Below are 21,403 nucleotides of genomic sequence, written 5' to 3'. Positions count from 1 at the left end.
AAGCCTGGGGGCAAGGTTACCTTATAGGTACGCAATTGGCGACCACCTTTACTCGTCAAGCGAAAGAAGCAAAGGGAGCGTGACAGCCATTGAATTTTTTCTCCAGGATCAAATTGCTCGGTCTTTTGCTTGTTTTTTTTATGTGTTCTCTCGGTAACGCTCAGCATGTGCAAGCAGCGCTGCCTCTACAAGCTTCTTTGGATTTGTTCGGCTCTAAAAGCATGAAAACAACCCAGGAAAGCGTGGTTCCCGATTTGAAAGTATACCCAGGGGGCCAGACGATCGGGGTCAAAGTAAAATCTTCAGGAGTGCTTGTCGTTGGTCACCATATCATTCAGGAAAGCAATGATCGTAAGGTGTCACCTGGTGAGACAGCTGGTATTCGCCTAGGGGACCGTATTACACACATGAACGGCAAACCCCTCAATAGTCTCGCCAGGGTAGCGGAAGCCGTGGACGAGGCAGGTAAAAACAAAAAGCCGCTTGACATCACGCTTTGTCGAGGCGAACAGACGATCTCCACCAAGTTAACCCCAGCATATGATCAAGAGGATAAAGCGTGGCGGCTCGGGTTATATATTAGAGACTCGGCTGCAGGCGTAGGTACATTAACGTTTTATGCACCGGATCAGGGGGTTTACGGGGCCTTGGGTCATGTAATTACTGATATGAATACTCAAACTCCCATTGTCGTGGGCAGCGGAGAGATTGTGCAATCCAATGTGACGTCAATTGCGAAAAGCCAGAGTGGGGAACCCGGAGAGAAACGTGCTCATTTTCTCAAGGATCATCGGATCTTAGGAAATATTGAACGAAATACGAGCTTTGGAATATTTGGGAAAATGTCAGATGAGCCGCAAAATGGATTGTATTCGACGCCCATTCCGGTGGGACTTGCGAATGAAGTAAAAGAAGGACCAGCAGAAATTTTGACTGTACTGGAAGGTCAACAAATTCAGCGTTTTCAGGCAGAAATTGTACACATTTCTCAGCAGGATAAACCAGCAACCAAAGGGCTTGTGATTCGGGTTGTAGATCCAAAGCTATTAGATAAGACCGGCGGAATCGTGCAAGGAATGAGTGGGAGTCCGATTATCCAAAATGGTAAGCTGATCGGAGCTGTAACGCATGTATTTGTTAATGATCCTAAATCAGGTTACGGATGTTTTATCGAATGGATGTTGCGTGACGCAGGAATCATGCATAATAAACTGAGCTTGAAGTCATCCTCTAATCTTAAGGCGAGCTAGTGGCCTTAAGATTTTTTTGTCGAAAAGGAGAGGATTAACTCAGATTTGCAAGATAAAAATTAAATTATAATTGAATTTATAAAAAAAATAAATAAAAATAATTTTCGACAGAAGGAATTCATAATTCGATGTCGAAATCATATACTCCGACAAGAAATATTTATTTAATGCAAACAGAAGTCCCAATGGAATAACACTCACTAAGGAGGAAGTACATTGCAAAAAATTGAGGTATTGTTGGCTGATGACAACCGGGAATTTACGAATTTGCTTGCTGAATATATTTCCGATCAGGAGGATATGGAAGTTACAGGAATCGCCTTCAATGGTGAAGAAGTACTCCAACGCATCGCAGAATCCCGCAACATACCTGATGTACTTATTTTAGATATTATTATGCCTCATCTGGATGGTCTCGGTGTATTGGAGCGTTTGAGAGAAATGAACCTGACTCCACAACCGAAAATCATTATGCTGACTGCATTCGGTCAAGAAAATATTACACAAAGGGCCGTTCAACTCGGGGCATCTTATTATATTTTGAAGCCGTTTGATATGGAAGTGCTTGCTAACCGTATACGCCAATTGGTAGGACCGCAATTAGTCAGCAACAGCCCGGTAACCGTTTCATCTATGCGGTCCAACGTTGTGCCTATGGGTAAGACGAAAAACCTGGATGCCAGCATCACGGCTATCATCCATGAGATTGGTGTACCAGCTCACATCAAGGGTTATCAATATCTACGCGAAGCCATTACGATGGTGTACAATAATATCGAAATTTTGGGAGCCATCACCAAAACCCTATATCCGGCAATTGCCGAAAAGTTCAAAACGACGGCATCCCGCGTAGAACGCGCCATTCGTCATGCTATTGAGGTAGCATGGACCCGTGGAAATATCGACAGCATCTCTCACCTGTTCGGCTACACTATTAATATCAGCAAGTCCAAACCAACGAACTCAGAATTTATAGCGATGGTCGCAGACAAATTGCGGATTGAGAATAAGGTGTCCTGAAAGGATCAGGATGATTAATGGATACCGCTTATTTATTGGTTCATCCAGACCGATAAATAAGCGGTATTTTTTACGAACAATTTTGAATTTTAACCTAACAATCTTTTGCCTCTACATGTGCTGCTGTCTGCTACCCTTAAACTAAATCTCTAACACTAAGGAGGGCTTTAATTCTAGTGGATATACGCTACTCCGTATAGGAGAAGGGGGCAAAGAAGTTTAGCGACGAATCATTCTTGATTGGCATGCTTGATTAGAAATATAATTAAAGCAAACTTTCAAATGAGGTGAATCGGATGTCTTTCCGTATTGTTCGAAGTATTTAGTTTCCGGGCTGGAAAAAAACGCGTGCCAGCTGTTAAGGGGGAAGTCTACCCTGTTGACTAACAAAACTAAAATTTTGAATAAATTCGGTTTGCCATTCTGTAGTTTATTATCTTATTTGAAGGTGGATAAAAATGAAATCAATTGAATATAAAGAGTTTTATGATAAGGTTGGAAAAACCAACGGATGGGATTTCAGTAATGTGAAATGTATCTCTGAAGGAGTAAAATGGGACTTCTACAATGAAGTATCAAAGACGTGTGAGAAGTCGGACATATTGCTTGATATCGGCACTGGTGGTGGGGAAGCTATTTTAGCAATGGCGAATTCTGCATTACTTTTAGTCGGGATTGACCAATCTACTGGAATGATTGAAACGGCAACAAAGAATTCTATCAAATCTGATATAGCGAATGTTCGTTTTCTACAGATGGATGCTGAAAATCTGAATTTTCCCAGGGAATTCTTTAATGTAGTCTCTTCTCGACATTCGTGCTTCTGTGCAAAAGAAATAGTTAAGGTGTTAGTTAAGGGTGGTATATTTTTAACACAGCAAGTAAGCGAAAATGACAAATTAAACATTAAAGAAGCGTTTGGAAGAGGGCAGGCATTGGGTAATAAGAAAGATTCGTTGAAAACTCAATGTATTACAGAACTAAATGAAGCGGGCTTTAACGACATTCAGTCATTCGAATTTAATGCAACCGAATATTATCAGACTCCTGCAGACTTAGTTTTCCTTTTAAAATACACTCCCATTATTCCTGACTTTGGACAAAAACAAAATGATTTTGAAATACTCCAACAATTCATTCTGGACAACCAAACTCCAAAAGGAATTAGGACAAATGCAGAGCGATTTATGATTGTGGCTAGGAAGTAAAACATAAAGGGATACCCGCTTTGGGGTGTCTCTTTTTTGCTTGCAATGCTTCAACAGATGAATTAGATGGTTGAAAAATAATACTCTCACGCGGCTTATAATATGCCTCAATCAGTTATATAACAATCACGAAGAAAAATTTTCCTTTTGTAAACAGTTCTGAAATTCTCTTTAATTTTGATATAAACAATGTGTCGATTCTTGTCGATATAATATCTATTATATAGAGAACTAAGGAGCGAATATATGAAATTTAACATTCGAACAAAATTGTTATTGGGTTTCCTTGCGGTAATAATCCTGTTGGTTGTGATTAGTACAGTATCGATTTCGAGAATGAAAAAATTAGGCGATACTTCAATGGAAATTGATAGCCATTGGATGCCAAGTGTGACCATCCTCGGAACACTAAATGGTGATGTATCTGATGTAGAGCGGCTTTCATTAAATATTATTGTAGAACGTGACCCGGAGGAAATGGAGAAGGTTCAGGCCGAATATGATAAGGTTTTAAAAAAAGTTGAAGAAGGCCGAAAAACTTACGAAAAATTAATTGCTACCCCTAAGGAACGTGAAATGTATGAAAAATTCTCCAAAGCGTATACAGAGTATTTGGATAAGTTGCCAGAAGTGATTGCAGCCGGGAGAGCTAATGATTACACTCAGTCAAGCATCCTTCACCAGGAATCCTATAAGTTATGGTATAGTTCAAACGATATGATCGCTCAGCTTATTAAGTTGAATGCAGATGGATCAAAACTGACTACAAAAGAAGCTGTTGATAACTTTATTTTAGGTAGACAATTAGTAATTGTTTTGAGCATTGCAGCCGTTATCCTAGCATTGATCATGGCGATCATTATAGCCCAAATTATTTCTAAGCCTATTTTGCGCATCAGTCGTGCTGCTGAAAGCATTGCGTCCGGTGACCTTACTGGGGAAGCTATTGTCGTGAAGGGCAAGGATGAGATTAGCACGCTGACGCATTCCTTTAATACTATGGTTGAAAACCTTCGTCAACTGATTCAGTCTGTAAGTAATACCACTGAGTTGGTTACCACTTCCTCGGAAGAATTGACGGCCAGCGCAGAGCAAAATAGCCAAGCAACTGCACAAATCACCGAAACAGTGCAAGAAGTAGCTACAGGGACGGGCGATCAAGTAGATATGGTGACCAAGTCATCCCAGGCTATTGAGGAAATGTCCATTGGTGTGGAACAAATTGCAATCCGTGCGCAAAATGTTTTTGCATCAGCTCAGGATGCAGCTCACAAATCAGCTGAAGGCAATCAGTTGATCCAGCAGGCTGTTGTCCAGATGAATAGTGTGAATGACTCTATGAATAGCTTGGCTGATCTTATGGCTGGATTGGGAGAGCGTTCAGATGAAATTGGGAAGATTATTGATGTCATCACAAATATTTCAAGTCAGACCAATCTTCTTGCCCTGAACGCTGCCATTGAAGCAGCCCGCGCAGGAGACCACGGTAGCGGCTTTGCTGTAGTTGCAGGTGAAGTGCGTAAGCTGGCTGAACAATCGGCTCATTCTGCTCAACAAATTACGGAGCTGGTGGGATTGATACAGAAGGACACCTCGCATGCTATTGAGGCGGTAGCATCCAATGGGCGAGATGTCATGACAGGTCGGGAAGTCGTGCAAAATGCAGGTGCATCCTTTGAGCTTATTCAGGAAACTGTTAATAAAGTGGCCAGTGAAATTGAAGAGGTCTCTGCTGGATCGGAGCAAATGTCTGCAAGTACCGATGAGATTGTTGGCTTTGTTAAACAAATTTCAGCGATTGCTGAAGAGGCTGCAGCCGGGACACAGCACGTATCTGCCGCGACTCAAGAACAACTGGCATCGATGGAGGAAATTGCTTCCTCTGCAAGAAATCTGTCCAAAATGGCAGAAGACCTACAAGGACAAATTGGTAAATTCAAGGTATAAATCGTATACCGTTTCTATATTTCAGGGGAAAAAGCCGCTCTATTGTGAGGGGCTTTTTTTCTATTCATTTTTAATTAATATATTGCGATTTTACCGTGGAGATATGCGGGGTCTGTAATTGGAAAGATATGATATAATGGTGGGAAATTCTTTGAGTTGGAGTGATATCATGGACAATAAGACTGAACTTAAAGCAAGTGACCTGCGTCAGTTAGCGATAGACAAAATCATAGCTGTACCATTTTTGAATGATTTTAAATATCTGAAAAGCAGAAAAGTTTTGAAAAAAGAAAACAAGGAATTTATATTTGAAATTTGTTTTGGCGCGACCAGATATAGTGCATTAAAAGTTTACATTAACGTGGAATCTAAAAGTATAAAAAAGAAGTATAGTACAGGGGCTTGTTTTCACAGTGAGTTGATCGCTTTAACCAAGAAATATACAGGCAACAGGGATTATCTTGTGTCCACAGAAGCAGAAAGAGAACGAGTGATCCAAGAGATTACTGAAGATATCTTCACTTTTGCGCTGCCCTTTTTCAAGCGATTTGAACATGTAGAAACACTAGCAGAACAAGTACATAAGTCAGGCTTTTTACCACATCGCAAACGTTTTGATAAATTTAATCCGTTGACGAAAAGATTCATTGATTTTTATTATCAAGGGGAGTAATTTAGCCATCTGAGACATTTTTGTGCTCATCATCGGGAAGTAGATAAGCATTATGATAAGGAGCACGATGTCCATAGAGTGGATATTATCGTTTTTCAAAAGGATGATGTACAATTTGTAAAAAGGCTCAATATACTCCTCGGCATAACATGTTTTACCTAACATGATCAATGTCTCGTTAAGAGGCGAGTCGGATGTTTCACTGGAGGGTAGATTTTTACATGGGTAGCAATCGAATGACCAACATAGAGGCTGTATACACGGATATATACAATCATATGTTATAGGCTAAGTCATCGTATTGAACGGGCTAGTGGTATGGATGCAAAAGATTCTAAAGCAAAGGCGGGGATGAGAGCATGTGGAATAGTCTGACTTGGGTGATCGTCGGCGTGTTGTTAGTGGCGTTGGGTTGGATTGTTATGGCATGGCGTGGACGTAGCAGCAATAAACAAGCGAATGAACATCGGGGCAATAATGTCATTGAATTTCGTCTTCGTAAGCCTGCCCGACAATCCCGCACCACAAATGAAATGAAGTCTAAAATGTCTTCTGGGACACGCACAAATACAAAAGTGGCAGATATTAAGACTCAAGCTGGGTTTGGACTGTCTGACTCAATCCAGAGCACAGGCAAACAAAAATGCTCCTTTTGTAAAAAAGAAGAAAAATTAACCTTTTATGCTGATGATAATGGTTCGCTATATGGAGTATGTAAAGAGTGTAAGCATAAGGCGGAAAGACAGGATATGCTGCCACTTTAGTCTATACAAACTATTGAGGACCATCATTAAAGAATTCTTATAATTCATAAAAACTCCCAACCATATGTAAATAAATTGGTTGGGAGTTTTTTGTTAGTATTTTGCTATATTTACTACATTGTTAGCGAAGTTGCCTGTCAATCAATTCCTCTAGCGCATCAGCTATATGATCTGGTCCATAGGATAGTTCTTCCCTGCTTAAGCTCAACCAGGCATGACGCTCATCCATATCAAAGGCAGTCTCAAGCCAACCGGACAAGCCCCTGCCTCTACGGTCTACTTCTACAAGCACATGTACTCCCTCGGGTTCCAACTGCATAATCAGCTCTAGCTCCTCGATATCCCGTGCATACTCCGAGCCAGGCGTAAACTCAAACTCCTGCACAAATGGAACACCGCGTCCAAGCTTGGGGTGACGTTCGCAGGTGGAGGAACGGAATCGGAAGCCTAACAGGTGAACCGCCTCAAACACCGTACTCATATAAGGATGCGGCTCGATTTTAAGTGAATCACGATCGGTCGGGTCCAAAGCCATGCCAATATCCAATGCTGTTTCCAGCCAGACAGGCTGTTTGGCATGAGTAACAGGGGTTTCCAAAGGCAATCTGAAGGAAAAGGGGATTTCAAGCTCCTGTCCTTGCTTTAGATGAAAGCCATCAGATACCTTGATCCGCGCAATGCAGCAGGTGGTGACGGTTTTTTTATCATCGTGCTCTACGATATATTCAGTCTTGAGCTCAATATCAATTTTGCCGATTTCCTGATCAATTTTACCGCCCTTGATACGTATGATGCCGCTAAGTTCTTCTCCAGGCACATATACAGTTTGATCCACTAACGTATCGACTTTGGCTGAACCGATTCCTGCACTTGCTAAGATCTTGTTAAAGAAACTCATCATTCCGTCCCCCCGATAATCTTATGGTTATGGTAAACACACGAAAACTAAAAACCTGTACAGCTTAACCGGATATACGGGGAAATAGCTTAAACCGTTCCAAAAAAATGCAAGAAAAAAGTAATGGAAAACAAGTAGGCGCATGGAATTTGCGACCCATGTAGCTTACTAATCGCAGTTCACTTTATGGGGAGGTATAAAACATTTACGACAACGAGGCTCATAAGCCTCAGAGTCACCGATCATCACGATAGGTCCTACAGTGGAAGGTTTCCCATTGACCATACGCTGTGTAAATACTGCTTCCGAACTGCCGCATACAGCGCAGAAGGAAGTCAGCTTTTCGATGTCATCCGCCATAGCGAGCAGACCACCGACATAGCCAAACTCCTTGCCTCGGTAATCCAGATTCAGCCCATCGGCAATGACATGCTTTCCGCAATAAGCTAACTCTTGTATGAGCGACATAATATGTCGACTGAAAAACTGGACTTCGTCAAAGGCAACCACATCGGCATCTTTCGTTTCTTGCAAAATATGCTGAACGAGCTCATCCGTAAGTTTTCTTGGAATCGAGATAGCGGGCAGCCGATATCCGATCCGGCTTACAATTTCGTCCTCGGCATAACGGTTATCTTCAGCTGGTTTGTAAGCGACCACCTTGCGATGCCCGTATTGGATTAGTTTCTGACAACGGCGAATTAATTCGCCGGATTTTTCACTGAACATGGGGCCTGTAATTATCGTAATTCGTCCTGTAGGCAAAGCGAATTCCCCTCTCTTAACATGTACATTATGCTGTAAATCTTCATCTCCGAAAGAAAACGCCATTATAGATTACCATAACGAGCCACATACAGACTAGAGAAAATATATTGTTTTTCGACATGTTTTTGTATGTCTATTCTTAAAACGTAAATGTGGTCGTCATTGCTCTGCCGCCGCGGGCATGATATGGTGAAGCGTAGTGGAATGAAGGGAAGAGTGGAAGGCATGGACGAAAAAAACATGGATTATAGTGCCAAAAGAAGAGCATTACTGGAACAAGGACTGATTAGCCCGCAAGCTCTGGAGCTAATCATTGAGCTGGAGACAGAGCTAGATCTTCTGAACAAGCAAAATGAATCGTTCCGCAAGGCGTTACGAGCCAAATCAGCACAAAGTCCAAGAATGTCTACCAAATTACGAGATGCGCTGTATGAATGATATGGAGAGATATCTAGATTAGGTAGATGATTTGCAGCCTATGCCTAAACGCTATATTTTGTACAGTGAAATAAAGAGAGTACAATAAGCTATATATAATCAATGTTAATGGAGGAGAAACATGACTATACATTGTGATGTCGCTATTTTGGGTGGAGGAACCGGAGGGTATGTAGCAGCAATTCGCGCAGCTCAGCTCGGCAAGGAAGTGGTTATCATCGAAAAGGACAAGCTTGGCGGAACCTGTCTGCACCGAGGTTGTATACCAAGCAAGGCTTTGCTGCGCAGTGCGGAAGTATATGCAACGATTAAAGAAAGTGCGCAATATGGTATCGAGACATCGGGAGCACAGCTTGTATTTCCCAAGGTTCAGGAACGTAAGGAAGCCGTTGTGGAGCAGCTACACCAGGGCGTTCAATTTTTGATGCGTAAAAATAAAATTACGGTGCTGAGCGGTAAGGGACGCGTGATTGGACCGTCTATATTTTCTCCTAAAAGCGGAGCAGTGGCTGTGGAGCTAGAAGATGGTGAGATGGAGACGATTGTTCCTACACATCTCATTATTGCAACAGGATCACGTCCGCGTGTGCTGCCTGGATTGGAGCCAGATGGCGAATTTATTCTGAGCAGTGACGAAGCATTGACTATGGAGAAGCTGCCAGCATCTCTGATTATCGTAGGTGGTGGTGTCATTGGCGTGGAATGGGCTTCCATGCTGAATGATTTTGGCGTGGAGGTTACAGTGGTTGAGGCCGCAAATCGACTTATTCCTACGGAGGACGAGGACGTTTCGCGTGAAATGCAGCGCTTGTTAACCAAGCGTGGTGTCAAGGTGCTGACGGGGGCACAAGTGTTGGCCGAAACCTACGGCAAGGATGAGGAAGGCGTACAGATTGACGTGCAAAAAGGAGAAGAAACCGAAACTCTCAGTGCTTCAACACTGCTCATTTCTGTAGGTCGTCAGGCGAATGTGGAAAATATCGGGCTGGAAAATACAGATATCCGCGTGGAGCGTGGCTTTATCTCGGTTAATGAGCATTTGCAGACAAATGAGCCACATATCTACGCCATCGGGGATTGCATCGGCGGCTTACAACTGGCCCATGCAGCAAGTCATGAAGGTTTGCAGGCAGTTCATCATTTGGCGGGCGAAGAGTTTCACAGCGTACCCAACTATATGATTCCGCGGTGTATTTACACACGTCCTGAAGCCGCAAGCGTCGGCTTGACGGAGCAAGAAGCCCGTGAACGTGGACACCAGGTGAAAACAGGGAAGTTCCCTTTCCAAGCGATCGGGAAATCGCTAGTATACGGTAGTCGGGACGGCTTCGTTAAAGTGGTGGCGGACCAGACAACTAATGATATTCTCGGTGTACATATGATCGGTACGCATGTAACGGATCTGATCAGTGAGGCCGCTCTTGCGCAATTGCTGGATGCTACGCCGTGGGAAGTCGGACAGCTTATTCATCCGCATCCAACGTTGTCGGAGATTTTGGGAGAAGCGATGCTGGCCGTTGATGGACAAGCGATAGGCATATAAACGTTTCAAATAAATCGGTACTTTTCTTTTTGGGGCGAAAAGGATTATAATGGGGTTAGTCAGAGTTTAGTACCAGGTTTTAAGACAAGATGGTACTAGGTGCTGAAAGTAGGATGTTTGACATTTAAGGAGGTGCCTCAATGAGTTCTAAAGGCGCTGTAGACGCTGGCTTCAGACATGAACAGCTAGGACTTACTCACGGACAAGTAATTGATATGTACAGATATATGTTGCTCGCAAGAAGATTTGACGAGCGCAACATGCTCCTGCAACGGGCAGGAAAAATTAACTTCCACGTTTCCGGTATTGGGCAGGAGGCGGCACAAGTAGGTGCAGCTTTTGCTTTAGATCGGGAAAAGGACTATTTCCTTCCCTATTACCGGGATTACGGATTCGTGCTTGCAGTCGGCATGACACCGCGCGAATTGATGTTGTCGGCATTTGCCAAGGCAGATGACCCTAATAGCGGCGGTCGCCAGATGCCGGGGCATTTTGGTAGTAAACGACTGCGTATTGTGACAGGCTCCAGCCCAGTGACGACACAGGTTCCACATGCAGTCGGTGTAGCGCTGGCCGCCAAGATGCAGAAAAAGGATTTTGTATCGTTTGTTACGTTTGGGGAAGGCTCCAGCAATCAGGGGGATTTTCACGAAGGCTGTAACTTTGCGGGTGTACAGAAGCTGCCAGTCATCATTATGTGCGAGAACAATCAATATGCGATATCGGTTCCGATTCATAAGCAGTTGGCAGGCAAGGTAAGTGACCGAGCATTGGGTTACGGATTCCCTGGTATTCGTGTCGATGGTAATGATGCGCTAGCCGTATATGCCGCGGTGAAGGAAGCACGTGAACGTGCTGTCCGCGGTGAAGGTCCTACGCTAATTGAAGCGATGATGTACCGTCTGTCCCCTCACTCCACTTCGGATAATGATCTGGCTTACCGGACCAAGGAGGAAGTGGATGAGAACTGGGCCAAGGACGGCGTAGCCCGCATGAAGAGTTACTTGATTGAATGCGGCATTTGGGATGAGGCCAAAGATGCAGATCTGTCGGCCGAACTGCTGCTCGAAGTCAAGGAAGCCATTGAATATGCAGATAATGCGCCTTTTCCTAAGCCCGAAGATACGCTACTGCATGTGTATGCTGATAGCGATGGGGAGGGTCGGTAATTATGGCGATGATGGAATATATTGATGCGATACGTCTTGCTATGAAGGAAGAAATGGAGCAGGATGAAACGGTTTTTGTATTAGGTGAGGACGTCGGCGTAAAAGGCGGTGTTTTTACAACGACTAAGGGGCTCATGGACCAATTCGGTGAGCAACGTGTCATGGATACACCATTGGCAGAGTCGGCGATTGCAGGGGTTGCAATTGGTGCGGCAATGTACGGAATGAAGCCGATTGCCGAAATGCAATATTCGGACTTCATGCTGCCAGCGACGAATCAGATTATTAGTGAAGCGGCTAAAATCCGCTACCGCTCCAACAACGATTGGAATTGCCCTGTGGTGATCCGCGCACCTATCGGTGGCGGTATTTTTGGTGGTTTGTATCACTCTCAGTGTCCGGAATCTATCTTTTTTGGTACACCGGGTCTAAAAATTGTTGCTCCATTTACACCTTATGACGCCAAAGGATTGCTGAAAGCAGCCATTCGTGACCCTGACCCAGTGCTGTTTTTTGAAAATAAAAAATCCTACAAGCTGATTAAGGGTGAAGTGCCTGAGGATGATTATATCGTTCCAATCGGCAAGGCTAATCTACTGCGTGAGGGTGACGATATTACGGTCATCGGTTATAGCCAGCCATTGCATTTTGTTATGCAGGCAGCTGAGGAATTGGAGAAGGAAGAGGGCATTACCGCACATGTTGTGGATTTGCGCACACTCCAGCCATTGGATCGCGAAGCCATTATCGAGGCTGCACGACATACAGGTAAGGTCTTAATCGTTCATGAGGACAACAAAACGGGCGGTATCGGTGCCGAGGTATCAGCTATTATTAATGAAGAGTGTCTGTTCGAACTGGATGCACCGATTGAGCGTCTGTGCGCTCCTGATGTGCCAGCCATGCCGATCAGTCCACCAATGGAGAAGTTTTATATGTTAAACAAGGATAAAGTGAAGGAAGCCATGCGCCGTCTCGCCATGTATTAATATAGAGCAGATTCGGGCGAAAGTATTCCAAAAGAGTAGTGGGGCAGCGATAAAACGCGCCCTTCTATGATGTTAAGGAGTTGAAAAAAATGTCAGACCAAACACAATGGAACGACGTGACCATGCCGCAATTGGCTGAATCACTCGTATCGGCAACAATTGCCAAATGGCTGAAACAACCTGGTGACACAGTAGAGCAATTTGAGCCAATTTGCGAGGTCATTACAGATAAAGTGAACGCTGAAATCCCATCCACATTGGATGGCATTATGGGTGACCTGTTGGCGGAGGAAGGTCAGACGGTAGCGGTAGGCGAGTTGATTTGCCGTATCCAGACGAAGTCGGCTGCACCTACAGCATCAACAGGAGGAGCGGCACCAGCGGCATCAGCATCTCAAGGCAACGTACAAGCACAATCCCAGCAGAGTGCTGGATCGGATCAGTCCATGCGCGGACGTTTTTCTCCAGCAGTTCAAACTCTGGCTGCTGAGCACAATGTGGACCTAAGCAGGGTGCCAGGCACAGGCATGGGGGGAAGAATTACTCGCAAAGACGTGCTGAATTTTGTTCAGCAGGGCGGCTCAGCTCCAACTGGAGTGACTGACCAAACGACTGGGACGACCCAAGGTCAAGGATCTCCTTTTGCAGGAATACAGCAGTCCGCCGCTCAGCATAGTGCACCAGTTCAAAATATGGACCCTACAATTCCGGTGCGCAACAGCGGCATTCATTTAACGGAAGCACCGAAAGTTCCTATGATTGAAGTTGAGGGTGGGAACAATAACAGATCCGAGTATTTTATTGATGTTACACCTATTCGTAGTGCAATTGCCCGTAATATGCGGCAAAGTGTTTCGGAGATTCCTCATGCCTGGACGACGATTGAAGTGGATGTGACCAATCTGGTGATGCTCCGCAACAAGATCAAAAACGAGTTCAAGCAAAAAGAAGGCATCAATATTACGTATCTGGCTTTTCTCATGAAAGCAGTCGTGAATGCAATCAAAGAATATCCGATCATGAATTCGGTGTGGGCAGTCGATAAAATTATCATCAAAAGAGACATCAATATTTCGTTGGCCGTAGGCACGGAAGACTCCGTTCTTACTCCTGTTATTAAAAAAGCCGACCAAAAAAATATTGCTGGTTTAGCTCGTGAAATTGACGATTTGGCACGTAAAACTCGCGAAGGTACACTCAAACTGGACGACATGCAGGGTGGAACGTTCACCGTCAACAACACCGGTTCCTTTGGTTCCATTTTATCTTATCCGGTGATTAACTATCCGCAGGCTGCAATTCTTACCTTTGAATCCATTGTCAAAAGACCAGTGGTTATTGATGATATGATTGCGGTGCGCTCGATGGCTAATCTGTGTCTGTCGCTGGATCATCGTATTTTAGACGGAGTGATTTGCGGACGATTCCTGCAACGGGTTAAAGAAAATCTAGAAGGCTACACCTTAGATACGAAGCTGTACTAATCATCCGAACAGTTAGGTAAATGGACGGAGAGGAAGTGACAGGCCGTGAACAGACGACCGCTTGATGTAACCTATACGAATAGGATGGAATATGCCCATGCTTGGGATGTCCAGAAGGAGATTGTGGGAAAGCTGGATGCGGGGGAGGCGAGAGAAACGCTTATGCTTCTCCAGCATCCGCCAACCTACACCATTGGTTCCCAGAGGCATCCTGAGCATCTGCTCCTCACACCAGAGCAGCTGAAAGAGCAGGGCATCAGCGTCTTTCAGATTGATCGTGGGGGAGACATTACATATCATGGACCAGGGCAACTTGTCGGATATCCCTTACTTGTGCTTGGCAACCGAGAGGCGTTAAATCTGCACGGATACCTTCGAAGTTTGGAAGAAGTGATCATTCAGTTGCTGGCATCTTATGGGATTGAAGGGAGTCGTAAGCCTGAATATACGGGGGTATGGATCGGGAATCTTAAAATTGCGGCCATTGGTGTCAAATTTAACAAGTGTAAGCACCGTCGGGGCTTCGTAACCAGCCATGGCTTTGCCTTTAACATCAAGTCAGGAATACAGCATGAAGGTTTTGAAGGCATTGTTCCATGCGGAATTCAGGAATACGGTGTGACATCATTAGAGGACTGTACACAGCAGTCTTTTTCGGTAGAGCAGATTGCGAGGGAAATTGTGCCGTACTTTGAACAGCAATTTTCATTTGCTGCGCAATGGCAGACGCATTCCTTCCAATAAAAGGTCAGGCGGGCAATTGTGTGATTGACACGGGAGCCCGCCTGTTTGTTTGTGCAGCAGCTCGTCCGCACATAGCTTGTAACGGATCTTGGGTAGCCCAAACTTGAGCGGTGTAGTTGTTATAGTGGCATAATAAACGGCTCAATCACCATGAACAGCGTAGAACCAATCATAGCTGCGAGCATAACGTAGACGAAAAAACGAACCCATTTTTTGTTAGACATGTGTAACTCCTTTAGGATAGGTTTAAGTCATAGATAAGAACATCTATCCGTATTGTAACGTAATCGGGAAAGAGAGGAAAGTTTAATGACAGTAGAGATAGTAAAAGATCGAATCGTACAGGAATTTATGGAACTCGTACAGGTGGACAGTGAAACAAAGCATGAACAGGAAATATCACGTGTTCTGAAAGAAAAGTTTAATGCACTTGGACTGGAAGTCGTAGAAGACGATTCCCGCGAAAGAACGGGACATGGTTCGGGTAATTTGATTGTTACCTGGAAAGCGGAAGGTGTGGAGCAAGCACCCAAAATATTTTTTACCTGTCACATGGATACCGTAACTCCAGGTAAGGGTATCAAGCCGCAGTTGGGTGAGGATGGCTGGATTCGCAGTGATGGTTCAACAATTTTGGGTTCGGACGACAAGGCTGGGATTGCTGCTTTGTTCGAGGCGATTCGTGTCGTGCGCGAGCAGAACATTCCCCATGGTCAAATTCAGTTCGTGATTACGGCTGGAGAGGAATCTGGTTTGATGGGTGCACGGGCGATGAAGCCGGAAGTGCTGGATTCTGACTTCGGATACGCTTTGGATTCGAACGGTGAGGTGGGTTCTATTTGTATAGCTGCTCCCACACAGGCACGTATTGAGATGAGAATTACTGGGAAGTCTGCACATGCGGGAGTCAATCCTGAAGACGGCATCAGTGCCATTCAAGTCGCTTCTAAAGCAATTTCTAAAATGAAATTGGGACGCATTGACAAGGAGACGACCGCTAACATCGGCAGTTTCGAAGGCGGCGGCGCGACGAATGTGGTCTGCGATTTTGTATTGATCCGTGCGGAGGCTCGCAGTATTGTACAGGAAAAGGTTAATCATCAAATTCAGCATATGCGTGAAGCGCTCGAAACCACTACGCGTGAATTTGGTGCCCAGGGAGAGTTCCGTAGTGAAGTCATCTATCCAGCATTCAGCTTTACAGAGCATGATGAAGTTGTACAGGTTGCTCAGCGTGCTATTCAAGGGCTGGGACTGGCAACATCAACCTTCCATTCGGGTGGCGGCTCAGATGCTAATGTATTCAACGGGCTTGGAATTCCAACGGTGAATTTGGCGGTGGGCTACCAGAACATCCACACAACAGAGGAAAAGATCAAGGCCGATGATCTAGTGAAGGTTGCTGAAGTAGTCGTAGCTCTGATCCAAGAAACTACAAAGTAAGACTTACTTTTTACATCTACAATATACGAAAAAGGGTTCAGGCTAAAGAAAGGAACGGTGTTCCTCCTTTAGATCTGAACCTTTTTTGGAACAATTAGCGAAGCAATAGTAGCTGTAGGTCCATATTCCTTTTGCCATTGACGCAGGAGGGCTTGAATCTGCCAGGCTTTGCCGACGATATGGAGAGTGGTTTCAGTCCGGTAGCTTTTCATGTTCTGAAATCTCCTTATAACAGAAGTTTTGATATACTACCCCCAGCATATGTTCCAAGTGGACAAGTTAGACTAATGTTGGAGATAATTAATAATGAAAGAAAGACGAAGGAGGAAACATGCCTGATGAACGACCAAACGAACGAACAAGTGAACAATCCAACAAGCCATGCACTTCGCAAGCCTTATTCCAATCCTGCGCTGGAGGAAAAGACCGTATCCACACAGCCTATCTTTGAAGGAAAGGTCATTACGGTACAGGTAGACACGGTAGAGCTTCCCGACGGCTCAACTGGAAAGCGTGAAATCGTCAAGCATCCAGGTGCAGTGGCAATTTTGGCTCTGCACGAGGGGAAAATGCTGGTGGTGGACCAGTACAGACAAGCTATGGGGCGCTGTGAGGTTGAAATCCCCGCAGGCAAGCTGGAGCGAGGTGAAGACCCGATGGAAGCAGCGGGACGTGAATTGAGAGAAGAAACAGGCTATACAGCCAAATCGTTGAAGCTGCTTCACTCTTTTTATACTTCTCCTGGCTTTGCGGATGAAATCATACATTTGTATGTGGCCGAAGAACTGGAGCGAGGTGAGATGGAACCAGATGAGGATGAATTTCTGGAGCTATTTGAGGTGACGCTGGAAGAAGCACACACACTTATTCGTGAAGGGCGCATTAGTGATGCCAAAACGATTCTGGCCGTCTATGCGTGGCAACTTCGCCAACAAACAGGGAGCTTCTAAGCGGATGGACACCAATATAATAGAACTTAACAACTACTTTGCAGACCTGCATATTCATATTGGCAGAACGGAGAAAGGAGCTCCAGTCAAAATTAGTGGTAGCCGTGATCTAACGTTTGCCAATATAGCCAAGGAAGCCTCCGGTCGCAAAGGGATTGGGCTCATTGGGATTATTGACTGCCACGCGCCTAATGTACAGGAGGATATTCGTCGATATTTGCATACAGGTGAAATGGAAGAAATCAGCGGTGGTGGTATCGCATACAGGGATACAGTGATTCTACTTGGCACGGAGCTGGAAATACGGGCTGAAGGTCGTCCCGAAGCACACGTACTGGCCTATTTTCCTGATCTGGCGGCGATGGAGGATTTTACCCAATGGCTGACGAAGCATATGAAAAATGTCAATCTCAGCTCACAACGGATCTACGCACCGCCACGTGAGTTGCAGCAGCAAATTTACGGACGTGGAGGCATTATGGTGCCTGCGCACGTGTTCACTCCGCATAAGGGCATTTATGGCAGTTCTGCAGCCCGTATGGAGGAACTGCTGGATATGGAGTTCATTAGTGGGGTGGAACTGGGGCTGAGCGCAGATTCATCTATGGCAGGCTTGATTTCGGAACTGGATCGCTTCAGCTTCCTCACGAATTCAGATGCCCATTCACTTGGGAAAATTGGACGAGAATACAACAAATTATCACTGGCGAAGCCGAGTTTTGATGAATTCAGGATGGCTTTGGAGCGACGTGAAGGACGACGGGTGTGTGCCAACTACGGTTTGAATCCAAAACTTGGAAAATACCATCGCTCTTACTGTCAGAGCTGCGGTACGATTATTGATGAGCAACAGATGGCGGACGAACGCTGCCCTAACTGTGGCCATACCAAGCTGGTGCGGGGTGTGCTTGATCGAATCTGGAGCATCGCCGACCGTGAACAGCCCGTAATTCCCTCCCACCGTCCTCCGTACATTTACCAGATTCCTCTGGAATTTATTCCAGGCTTGGGTAAAGCCAAGCTGAACCAGCTGTTAGCAGCCTTCGGAACAGAAATGAATATTTTACATGAGGTTACGCAGGAGGAACTGTCAGGGGTCGTCGGTAAAGTGTTGGCAGAGCAGATTGTGCTTTCACGCGAAGGACGCCTGGCGCTTGTATCCGGTGGTGGTGGAACATACGGAAAAATAGCAAAATCCTAGTAAAGTGTCCTAGTCAAGTCTTGTCTCCGTAAAAGGCATATCAGCGTCTGCTTGTTCATAACCATAAAATATCTCTGCCGTTGGCTTGGCGCATCATTCGTGATGTTAGATTTGCAGCGGAAGCTGCCCCATTCTAGCCATCAGCCGTCGGATTACGGTTGTTTTTTGGACAAACAAGCAGATGAAAGGGGCAGGACTCGATGCAATGGTTTCGTCATACGTTAAAGGACCAGACGTCATATTACGTTTTCTTGGCTGTGCTGTTTCTTGTAGGAGTTGTTTTTGGCGCACTCATGGTAAATGCACTCTCCCTAGAACAGTTACAGGATTTGTCCCGTTACCTGAAGGATTTTTTTGTGACGGTCAACCAAAACAAGCAGGGCTTTGCTGATTCGCAGGCGGCCTCAACCTTTTGGGACAGCGTATCTCTACATCTTAAATGGGTGGGCCTCATTTGGGTATGCGGGCTTTCGGTCATTGGACTCCCAGGTATTCTTGTGCTGAATTTTCTCAAGGGTGTGCTGATCGGATTTTCTGTAGGTTATATGGTAGGGCAATATTCGTGGAAAGGACTATTATTTTCATTGGTTTCCGTTGCCCCACATAACCTGCTCGTGATTCCGATACTGCTCGTCTGTAGTGTGGCTGCGATGACTTTTTCCATCCATATGATCAAAACCAAAATACTTGCTACTCGTCCATCAGACGGGATGTTGCGTCCGTTGCTTTCTTACGCAGGATTGACTGCTGTGATGATGGTGCTGCTTATCGGCAGCGCGTCCTTTGAAACTTGGGTCACCCCGGTTATGATGCAATGGGTCACTCCTATGCTGACGGCTTCCGTGACATCTTGATCTCATTTCAAAATGTTTGACTTTATTTGTATAGACCCCCTATAATAATAGGAGTGAAAAAAAGTGCAGTAGGCAGTAGCTTTGCAGGGGGAGGGAGACACATGGAAGCACGGATCGAAAAAATTAAGCAGCAGCTGCAATCCCAGGGCTACAAACTAACGCCTCAGCGGGAAGCCACCGTCAGAGTTTTACTTGAGAACGAAGATGATCATCTGAGTGCGGAAGATGTATTTATGCTCGTCAAAGAGAAAGCTCCCGAAATCGGTCTGGCAACCGTATACCGTACCCTAGAACTGCTAAGTGAACTGCATGTCGTGGAGAAAATTAATTTTGGCGATGGCGTTGCGCGGTATGATTTGCGCGGCGATACAACCAAACATCACCACCACCATTTGATATGTGTGCAGTGCGGCAGTGTAGATGAAATACTGGAAGATTGGCTTGGACCGTTAGAGGAGCGTTTGGAACGGGAATATAATTTTACTGTAGTGGACCATCGTTTGGACTTCCACGGTATTTGTTATCGTTGTAAGGCGAAGAACGATACGACCGCCCAAAAATCCTTGGGTAAAACCAAGAAAAACAAATCACAGGATTAATAAGCTGACTACCCAAGCTCTCACCGACGAAGACGCGTTCGGGAGAGCTTTTTTGGTTCGGAATTTGCTGTATGGGATCATGTGGTATAAAACAGAATAGCTTGTCATACCCTTCCATAGAGAGCCCTAAATAGGGACTACATTTTGGGAAAAGGCGGCTGATCCACATGGTACTATCATTGCGGAGAGGACTACAATGGCTGCGCTTGCTGATCTTGTTTGGGGTGTTGGCATGTATGTTCTTTTATAGCCTCAGGCTGTTTACAGATTGGATATCACCTGTAGATCATTACCGAATACCGGAAGGACATGCAGTTAAGGTATTTGGCGGACAAACAGTGAATGATGGGTCCGAGCAACGAGTAGCGGTGTTGGAACGTTTACGTTTCTTTTATTGGTATGGTGAGTAGTTTATGTAATCATCTTAATGAGATGATGATATGAAGGTCGCACACGAAGAAGCAGGCGCAACAACGGAATCGCTGTATGCAGGACAAGGAGAGTTTTGGAACTCATGAAAATGTATATTCAACCTTTCGTTCAATATATGGAAGAGGAAAAGGGTTTGTCGCGCAGCACATTGGAAGCGTATCAACGGGACGTACAGCAGTTTACTGAGTTTGCAGAAAGCTGTGGTCTTGAGCAGCCGGATAATGTACAGCGGTCACATCTAGTGCTGTATTTGGGGCGTCTGAAGGAACAGGGAAAAGCTGCGGCGACAATTTCACGTAGCGTCGCCTCTATACGCTCCTTTTTTCATTTTCTCATTCGGGAGGGAATCGCGATCCATGATCCTTCCGTTCTGGTGGAACTGCCCAAAGCCGCTAAAAAGAAGCCCTCGGTGTTATCGCAGGATGAAATAGATCGTTTACTGGCAGCACCGGATGTGAGTGCCCCGCAAGGGGGACGAGATAAGGCGATGCTAGAGTTGCTGTACGCGACGGGCATCCGCGTATCAGAGCTGATTGCCCTGAACGTCTGTGATGTGCGCATCGATTTGCGCTTTGTGCACTGTGGCGGCGAGGCGGGCAAGGAGCGTGTTGTACCGATCAGTCGTGAGGCATCACAGTGGGCACAAACCTACTTGGACGAGCAGCGTCCAGCGTTGCTACGACCCGGGCAGGGTGAAGAGGCTCAAGCAGAGCAGGAAGCCTTGTTCTTGAATGTATCAGGTCAGCGGCTCAGTAGACAGGGCTTTTGGAAAATAATTAAGAAGTACGCTCAGGAAGCAGGCATAAGCAAGGATATCACGCCCCATACGCTGCGACACTCCTTTGCGGTACATATGCTGGAGGGCGGAGCGGACTTACGCTCTGTACAGGAAATGCTGGGTCATGCTGATCTGTCAACGACGCAGGTATATGCGCAGACAGCTAGACGGAACATGAAGGAAGTATATGAAATGCATCACCCGCACGGTGGTAACCGCACTTCTCATGAAAGCAATGATTAAACGTAACG

The 21,403-nt window shown here is 45.3% G+C and carries 23 protein-coding genes; 19 read left to right on the top strand and 4 right to left on the bottom strand.

What is annotated here, in order from left to right:
* The first annotated feature begins 89 nt into the window (after positions 1-89).
* The 6 genes from spoIVB to ACUC6J_RS14735 all read left to right on the top strand — a co-directional run bounded on the left by spoIVB (position 90) and on the right by ACUC6J_RS14735 (position 6,862).
* Complete coding sequence (spoIVB, locus tag ACUC6J_RS14760; RefSeq protein WP_102999134.1) at positions 90-1,250, top strand: SpoIVB peptidase; 1,161 nt, start codon at positions 90-92, stop codon at positions 1,248-1,250.
* 216 nt (positions 1,251-1,466) lie between these two features.
* Positions 1,467-2,270 (top strand): sporulation transcription factor Spo0A, encoded by an 804-nt coding sequence (gene spo0A / locus ACUC6J_RS14755; protein WP_013371763.1) that lies wholly within the window; start codon positions 1,467-1,469, stop codon positions 2,268-2,270.
* A 458-nt stretch (positions 2,271-2,728) separates the two neighbouring features.
* Entirely contained in the window at positions 2,729-3,478 is a 750-nt protein-coding gene (locus ACUC6J_RS14750) for a class I SAM-dependent methyltransferase (protein WP_447249044.1), read from the top strand.
* 246 nt (positions 3,479-3,724) lie between these two features.
* Positions 3,725-5,425, top strand: coding sequence for a methyl-accepting chemotaxis protein (locus ACUC6J_RS14745; protein WP_016822278.1), 1,701 nt, complete (start codon positions 3,725-3,727; stop codon positions 5,423-5,425).
* Positions 5,426-5,594: 169 nt separating this feature from the next.
* Positions 5,595-6,098 (top strand): hypothetical protein, encoded by a 504-nt coding sequence (locus ACUC6J_RS14740; protein ID WP_447249043.1) that lies wholly within the window; start codon positions 5,595-5,597, stop codon positions 6,096-6,098.
* Between the two features lie 359 nt (positions 6,099-6,457).
* The gene (locus ACUC6J_RS14735) at positions 6,458-6,862 is read left to right on the top strand and encodes a hypothetical protein (RefSeq protein WP_447249042.1); all 405 of its coding nucleotides are present in this window, start codon (positions 6,458-6,460) and stop codon (positions 6,860-6,862) included.
* Positions 6,863-6,983: 121 nt separating this feature from the next.
* Here ACUC6J_RS14735 and ACUC6J_RS14730 read toward each other — a convergent pair whose 3' ends face one another.
* Both ACUC6J_RS14730 and ACUC6J_RS14725 read right to left on the bottom strand, forming a co-directional pair.
* The gene (locus ACUC6J_RS14730; protein WP_031461691.1) at positions 6,984-7,760 is read right to left on the bottom strand and encodes a sporulation protein; all 777 of its coding nucleotides are present in this window, start codon (positions 7,758-7,760) and stop codon (positions 6,984-6,986) included.
* 168 nt (positions 7,761-7,928) lie between these two features.
* On the bottom strand, positions 7,929-8,525 hold the full coding sequence (locus tag ACUC6J_RS14725) for a thymidine kinase (RefSeq protein ID WP_026065459.1): 597 nt from the start codon (positions 8,523-8,525) through the stop codon (positions 7,929-7,931).
* A 207-nt stretch (positions 8,526-8,732) separates the two neighbouring features.
* Between ACUC6J_RS14725 and ACUC6J_RS14720 the strand changes: the two genes are divergently transcribed.
* From ACUC6J_RS14720 to lipB, 6 genes are all read left to right on the top strand, one after another.
* Positions 8,733-8,966: a hypothetical protein gene (locus ACUC6J_RS14720; protein ID WP_306459335.1), complete on the top strand. Its 234-nt coding sequence runs from the start codon at positions 8,733-8,735 to the stop codon at positions 8,964-8,966.
* A 121-nt stretch (positions 8,967-9,087) separates the two neighbouring features.
* A complete protein-coding gene (gene lpdA, locus ACUC6J_RS14715) occupies positions 9,088-10,509 on the top strand; it encodes a dihydrolipoyl dehydrogenase (RefSeq protein ID WP_447249041.1) in 1,422 nt (473 codons plus the stop codon).
* A 140-nt stretch (positions 10,510-10,649) separates the two neighbouring features.
* Positions 10,650-11,678 carry a thiamine pyrophosphate-dependent dehydrogenase E1 component subunit alpha gene (locus tag ACUC6J_RS14710; RefSeq protein ID WP_013371751.1) on the top strand — a complete coding sequence of 343 codons (1,029 nt, stop codon included), beginning with the start codon at positions 10,650-10,652 and terminating at the stop codon, positions 11,676-11,678.
* A 2-nt stretch (positions 11,679-11,680) separates the two neighbouring features.
* Positions 11,681-12,667 (top strand): alpha-ketoacid dehydrogenase subunit beta, encoded by a 987-nt coding sequence (locus ACUC6J_RS14705; protein WP_016822271.1) that lies wholly within the window; start codon positions 11,681-11,683, stop codon positions 12,665-12,667.
* A gap of 89 nt (positions 12,668-12,756) precedes the next feature.
* Entirely contained in the window at positions 12,757-14,151 is a 1,395-nt protein-coding gene (locus tag ACUC6J_RS14700; protein WP_025365153.1) for a dihydrolipoamide acetyltransferase family protein, read from the top strand.
* 45 nt (positions 14,152-14,196) lie between these two features.
* Positions 14,197-14,895 carry a lipoyl(octanoyl) transferase LipB gene (gene lipB, locus ACUC6J_RS14695; protein WP_016822269.1) on the top strand — a complete coding sequence of 233 codons (699 nt, stop codon included), beginning with the start codon at positions 14,197-14,199 and terminating at the stop codon, positions 14,893-14,895.
* Positions 14,896-15,014: 119 nt separating this feature from the next.
* Here lipB and prli42 read toward each other — a convergent pair whose 3' ends face one another.
* Positions 15,015-15,119, bottom strand: a complete 105-nt coding sequence (prli42, locus tag ACUC6J_RS14690) for a stressosome-associated protein Prli42 (RefSeq protein WP_016822268.1) — start codon at positions 15,117-15,119, stop codon at positions 15,015-15,017.
* An 85-nt stretch (positions 15,120-15,204) separates the two neighbouring features.
* Here prli42 and ACUC6J_RS14685 point away from each other — a divergent pair, with 85 nt between their 5' ends.
* Positions 15,205-16,338 carry a tripeptidase T gene (locus tag ACUC6J_RS14685; RefSeq protein ID WP_016822267.1) on the top strand — a complete coding sequence of 378 codons (1,134 nt, stop codon included), beginning with the start codon at positions 15,205-15,207 and terminating at the stop codon, positions 16,336-16,338.
* A 68-nt stretch (positions 16,339-16,406) separates the two neighbouring features.
* Here ACUC6J_RS14685 and mciZ read toward each other — a convergent pair whose 3' ends face one another.
* Complete coding sequence (gene mciZ, locus ACUC6J_RS14680; protein WP_016822266.1) at positions 16,407-16,550, bottom strand: Z-ring formation inhibitor MciZ; 144 nt, start codon at positions 16,548-16,550, stop codon at positions 16,407-16,409.
* A 126-nt stretch (positions 16,551-16,676) separates the two neighbouring features.
* On the opposite strand from mciZ, the gene ACUC6J_RS14675 reads away from it, so the two are divergent.
* The 6 genes from ACUC6J_RS14675 (at position 16,677) to xerD (ending at position 21,395) form a co-directional block, all read left to right on the top strand.
* On the top strand, positions 16,677-17,288 hold the full coding sequence (locus ACUC6J_RS14675; protein WP_016822265.1) for an NUDIX domain-containing protein: 612 nt from the start codon (positions 16,677-16,679) through the stop codon (positions 17,286-17,288).
* A 4-nt stretch (positions 17,289-17,292) separates the two neighbouring features.
* Positions 17,293-18,489, top strand: a complete 1,197-nt coding sequence (locus tag ACUC6J_RS14670; protein WP_031461684.1) for an endonuclease Q family protein — start codon at positions 17,293-17,295, stop codon at positions 18,487-18,489.
* A 200-nt stretch (positions 18,490-18,689) separates the two neighbouring features.
* On the top strand, positions 18,690-19,343 hold the full coding sequence (gene spoIIM, locus ACUC6J_RS14665) for a stage II sporulation protein M (RefSeq protein WP_016822263.1): 654 nt from the start codon (positions 18,690-18,692) through the stop codon (positions 19,341-19,343).
* A gap of 101 nt (positions 19,344-19,444) precedes the next feature.
* Positions 19,445-19,942 carry a ferric iron uptake transcriptional regulator gene (gene fur / locus ACUC6J_RS14660; protein ID WP_016822262.1) on the top strand — a complete coding sequence of 166 codons (498 nt, stop codon included), beginning with the start codon at positions 19,445-19,447 and terminating at the stop codon, positions 19,940-19,942.
* 167 nt (positions 19,943-20,109) lie between these two features.
* Entirely contained in the window at positions 20,110-20,352 is a 243-nt protein-coding gene (locus tag ACUC6J_RS14655) for a YqzK family protein (RefSeq protein ID WP_017427515.1), read from the top strand.
* 104 nt (positions 20,353-20,456) lie between these two features.
* Entirely contained in the window at positions 20,457-21,395 is a 939-nt protein-coding gene (gene xerD, locus ACUC6J_RS14650; RefSeq protein WP_447249040.1) for a site-specific tyrosine recombinase XerD, read from the top strand.
* Positions 21,396-21,403 lie beyond the last annotated feature (8 nt).

The sequence above is a fragment of the Paenibacillus sp. JJ1683 genome, from assembly GCF_053006485.1.
The sequence above is the reverse complement of the archived record's forward strand: the minus strand, read 5'-3'. Positions and strand labels throughout refer to the sequence as shown.

Excerpts from the sequence above, each read along its gene's own strand:
- ACUC6J_RS14750 (WP_447249044.1), top strand. The coding sequence starts at position 2,729 with ATGAAATCAATTGAATATAAAGAGTTTTATGATAAGGTTGGAAAAACC.
- ACUC6J_RS14745 (WP_016822278.1), top strand. The coding sequence starts at position 3,725 with ATGAAATTTAACATTCGAACAAAATTGTTATTGGGTTTCCTTGCGGTA.
- ACUC6J_RS14740 (WP_447249043.1), top strand. The coding sequence starts at position 5,595 with ATGGACAATAAGACTGAACTTAAAGCAAGTGACCTGCGTCAGTTAGCG.
- ACUC6J_RS14735 (WP_447249042.1), top strand. The coding sequence starts at position 6,458 with ATGTGGAATAGTCTGACTTGGGTGATCGTCGGCGTGTTGTTAGTGGCG.
- ACUC6J_RS14730 (WP_031461691.1), bottom strand. The coding sequence starts at position 7,760 with ATGAGTTTCTTTAACAAGATCTTAGCAAGTGCAGGAATCGGTTCAGCC.
- ACUC6J_RS14720 (WP_306459335.1), top strand. The coding sequence starts at position 8,733 with ATGAAGGGAAGAGTGGAAGGCATGGACGAAAAAAACATGGATTATAGT.
- lpdA (WP_447249041.1), top strand. The coding sequence starts at position 9,088 with ATGACTATACATTGTGATGTCGCTATTTTGGGTGGAGGAACCGGAGGG.
- ACUC6J_RS14710 (WP_013371751.1), top strand. The coding sequence starts at position 10,650 with ATGAGTTCTAAAGGCGCTGTAGACGCTGGCTTCAGACATGAACAGCTA.
- ACUC6J_RS14705 (WP_016822271.1), top strand. The coding sequence starts at position 11,681 with ATGGCGATGATGGAATATATTGATGCGATACGTCTTGCTATGAAGGAA.
- ACUC6J_RS14700 (WP_025365153.1), top strand. The coding sequence starts at position 12,757 with ATGTCAGACCAAACACAATGGAACGACGTGACCATGCCGCAATTGGCT.
- prli42 (WP_016822268.1), bottom strand. The coding sequence starts at position 15,119 with ATGTCTAACAAAAAATGGGTTCGTTTTTTCGTCTACGTTATGCTCGCA.
- ACUC6J_RS14685 (WP_016822267.1), top strand. The coding sequence starts at position 15,205 with ATGACAGTAGAGATAGTAAAAGATCGAATCGTACAGGAATTTATGGAA.
- mciZ (WP_016822266.1), bottom strand. The coding sequence starts at position 16,550 with ATGAAAAGCTACCGGACTGAAACCACTCTCCATATCGTCGGCAAAGCC.
- ACUC6J_RS14675 (WP_016822265.1), top strand. The coding sequence starts at position 16,677 with ATGAACGACCAAACGAACGAACAAGTGAACAATCCAACAAGCCATGCA.
- ACUC6J_RS14670 (WP_031461684.1), top strand. The coding sequence starts at position 17,293 with ATGGACACCAATATAATAGAACTTAACAACTACTTTGCAGACCTGCAT.
- spoIIM (WP_016822263.1), top strand. The coding sequence starts at position 18,690 with ATGCAATGGTTTCGTCATACGTTAAAGGACCAGACGTCATATTACGTT.
- fur (WP_016822262.1), top strand. The coding sequence starts at position 19,445 with ATGGAAGCACGGATCGAAAAAATTAAGCAGCAGCTGCAATCCCAGGGC.
- ACUC6J_RS14655 (WP_017427515.1), top strand. The coding sequence starts at position 20,110 with ATGGTACTATCATTGCGGAGAGGACTACAATGGCTGCGCTTGCTGATC.
- xerD (WP_447249040.1), top strand. The coding sequence starts at position 20,457 with ATGAAAATGTATATTCAACCTTTCGTTCAATATATGGAAGAGGAAAAG.